General features: G+C 61.8%; 3 protein-coding genes. 2 read left to right on the top strand and 1 reads right to left on the bottom strand.

Annotated features, from left to right (window positions below):
* Positions 1-1330, top strand: a 1330-nt coding sequence (locus ACXJ7R_RS27900) for a type I secretion system permease/ATPase (protein WP_457154639.1), incomplete at its 5' end; no start/stop codon positions are given.
* Positions 1330-2694 (top strand): HlyD family type I secretion periplasmic adaptor subunit, encoded by a 1365-nt coding sequence (locus ACXJ7R_RS27895; protein WP_457154638.1) that lies wholly within the window; start codon positions 1330-1332, stop codon positions 2692-2694. The genes ACXJ7R_RS27900 and ACXJ7R_RS27895, both read left to right, overlap by 1 nt.
* A 72-nt stretch (positions 2695-2766) precedes the next feature.
* On the opposite strand, the gene ACXJ7R_RS27890 is transcribed toward ACXJ7R_RS27895, so the two are convergent.
* A partial coding sequence (locus ACXJ7R_RS27890; RefSeq protein WP_457154637.1) for a class I SAM-dependent methyltransferase occupies positions 2767-3434 on the bottom strand: 668 nt, incomplete at its 5' end.

The following is a 3434-nucleotide window of genomic DNA, read 5'->3' as shown; positions in this document are numbered from 1 at the left end:
CTTCTATCTGGTCGGCATCTTTTTCCTCCACCCGCTGCTTGGAGCGCTCGCGACGGCCGGCGCGATCGTGAGCGTCTTGCTGACACTGGTTGCCGAAGGGCTTAGCCGGGGACCCGCCAAACGGGCGATGGAATCGTCCATTTCCCGCAAGCAGCTTTCCGATGCCGGGCGTCGCAATGCCGAGGTGGTGCGCGCGCTTGGCATGGGACGTCGCATCAGCGGTCTCTGGCAGGATCGGAGCGAAGCGTATCTTGCCAATCAGTTGCGCATTTCCGATGTCGTCGGCGCGACCGGGACCGTCTCGCGGACGTGGCGAATGATCCTGCAATCGCTGATGCTCGGACTTGGCGCTTACCTGGTGATCGAAGGCGAGGCATCGCCTGGCATCATGATCGCGACGTCGATCATGCTCGCCAGGGCACTGTCGCCCGTCGATCTCGTCATTGCCAACTGGCGCCCCTGGGTTTCGACCAGACAGAGCTATGGCCGGCTCAAGCAGATGTTGCGCAACGCCGATGCACAAGAAGCGCCTCTTACGCTGCCACGGCCTCGGGAGACGCTGTCGGTCGAGGCGGTCTCGGTCGGTGCTCCCGGCCAGCAAAAACCAATCATCCAGAACGTGGCGTTCTCCTTGCAGGCGGGAGCCGGGCTGGGCATCATCGGAGCAAGTGCGTCAGGCAAGTCCACGCTGGCGCGTGCGCTCGTCGGGGCATGGACCCCTCTTCGCGGCACTGTGCGTCTTGATGCGGCCGCACTCGATCAGTTCGACGAAGAAGCGCTTGGACGCGACGTCGGCTACCTGCCGCAGGACATCGAGTTGTTTGAGGGTACCGTCGCCGAGAACATCAACCGCTTCAACGCCAATGCGAGCGCGGACGCCGTCGTGGCGGCGGCCGAAGCTGCCGGGGTCAAACAGATGATCCTCCGGCTGAGCGACGGTTTCCAGACGCGCATCGGCGAAGGCGGCTCAGCACTTTCCGGAGGCCAGCGTCAGATGGTCGGTCTGGCGAGGGCATTGTATGGCGATCCGTTCCTCGTGGTTTTAGATGAGCCGAATTCCAATCTGGACGGCGAAGGCGACATCGCCCTGGGCGCAGCCATAAAGGGCGTACGCGATCGAGGTGGCATCGTCGTCGTCATCGCACATCGGCCCGCAGCGTTGGCGAATATCGATACCGTGCTGGTCATGGCCGGCGGAACGGTGCAGGCGATAGGACCGCGGGACGAAGTGCTGGCAAAGATGACGCGCCCAGCCAATGTGCGGCCGGAACAGGCCCCGGGCGGCGAACGCGCACCAACCGTCGTCACCTTGCATGACAGGCGGCCATGATGAGCCTCGCACCCACGCAAACGCCCCACCTGACGCGTTTGCACGCACCAGCCCTGCCGGCATTGCAACGCTCGTCGATGCGTGGTGACGGAGTTCGATGGACCATTGGATCCGGCCTCGTCGTTGTCGCGGCACTTGTTGGCGGCATCGGCATCTGGGCCGGGACCACCTCCCTTGCCGGTGCGGTCATCGCCAGCGGAACGGTGGTGGTGGAATCGAATGTGAAGAAGGTGCAGGAGCAGACTGGCGGAACCGTCCACGAAATCCTCGTGCGAAATGGCGACAAGGTAACGGCCGGCCAGGTCCTGGTTCGCTTCGACGACACGGTGGCACGCGCTAACCTGGGCATCATTGGCCAACAGCTGGACCGTGCGCGGCTGCAAATGACCCGCCTGGAGGCAGAGACCATTGGCCGCGATGAGATGATCATACCGGACGATCTGTCCGCCCGGGCCAGCGATCCCGCAATGGCGATCCTCATCGCGGGTGAGAACGCGCTGCATCGAAGCAACATGACGCTTCTGGAAAGCCAGAAGGCGCAGCTTGGAACCCGCAACGATCAATATCGCGAACAGATCGAGGGCCTCAAGGCCCRGCGCGCCGCAGCCCTCGAAGCTCTTGACCTGGCGACCAACGACCTCATCATCATCCAGGATCTCTACGCCAAGAGGTTCGCATCGCTGGATCGCCTGACCGCCTTGAAAACGCAGACGATCCAGCAAAAGGGCGAGGCCGGAAGGCTCCTTGCCGCGATCGCCGAAGTGGAAGGGCGCATCAGCGAGAACGCGCTGGCCAGTATCCAACTCGATAACGACTTCCGCAAAAGCGCCAACGCCGACCTGCGCGAGGCCGAAGGCAAGGAGGCCGAACTGGTCGAGCGCAAGCAGGTTGCCCTGGACCAGCTGGACCATATGACGATAAAGGCGCCGCAATCAGGCGTCGTGCAGGAGCTTGCGATCCACACGGTTGGCGGCGTTGTCGCGTCTGGCGAGACCATGATGCTGATCGTGCCTCAGACGGACGATCTGGTGATCGATGCCCAGGTTCCGCCCTTGCGCATCGACGATGTCAGCCTTGGCCAGCCGGTCGTGATCCGCTTCTCGGCCTTCGACCGCAACACCACGCCGGAGTGTCACGGGACGGTCGATCGGATCTCTCCCGATCTGGTCAAGGACACAGCCAACCGGACGGCCTATTACGAGGCCCGCATCAACATTACCGACGAGGCGGTCTGCCTGAAGACGGCAACGCGGCTCATTCCGGGCATGCCTGCCGAATTGCACATCCAGACCGGCGACCGCACTGTCTGGTCTTATCTGATGAAACCCATCACCGATCAGCTCTCCCGGGCTTTCAGGGAATAATTGCCAGCAAGATCGTGGGCGCGGGTGCCTTCAGCTCGGAGCCAACGGCTTCAGACTGGCCTGTGACGGAGTCTACCCCTGCCCTGTCAGCAGCGACTGACGTCTGCCCTGCGGCCGTTTTTCAAAGACGACAATGCTGTCGTAGACACAGATCGAGTCTGTTGCATGGGTGAAGGCGTTCGGCGGCAAGGCGCCGCGCGCGTGACGCGCGTTGATCTCGTCGAGCTTTCCCTTGGCGAATTCCATGAACGATCCCGGCTTGCGCAGCCCTCCGCCATAGTCGTCCCAATAGCTCGTGTGCGTGTCCTCGACGAAGTAGACGCCGTTCGGCTGCACATGATGGTAGAGATGCTCGAAGGTCGCGATGACATGATCCATCATGTGGCTGCCATCATCGATGACGATGTCGATGGGGCCATATTTCTCGATGATCCGATCGAGCAGTCGAGGGTCGTCCTGACTTCCAATGAAGACTTCGACCCCTTCGGACTCGTGCGCCTTGCACGCAGGATCGATGTCTACTCCAACGATTCGCGCGCCCTCGCCGAAATAGGCACGCCACATGTCGAGCGATCCGCCCTTGTAGACGCCGATTTCAACGACGACCGGCCTCCGGTTTCTGAACCGTTCGAAGTGGCGCTCGTAGACGTCGAAATAATGCAGCCACTTGTAAATCTCTTTGCCGCTGTTGTTCAAAAAGTACTGATGCAGGAACCCGCCCATCATAGCCTCTTCATCAG

The organism is Mesorhizobium sp. P5_C1 (assembly GCF_054049815.1).
This window is presented reverse-complemented; position numbering and strand designations above follow the sequence as displayed.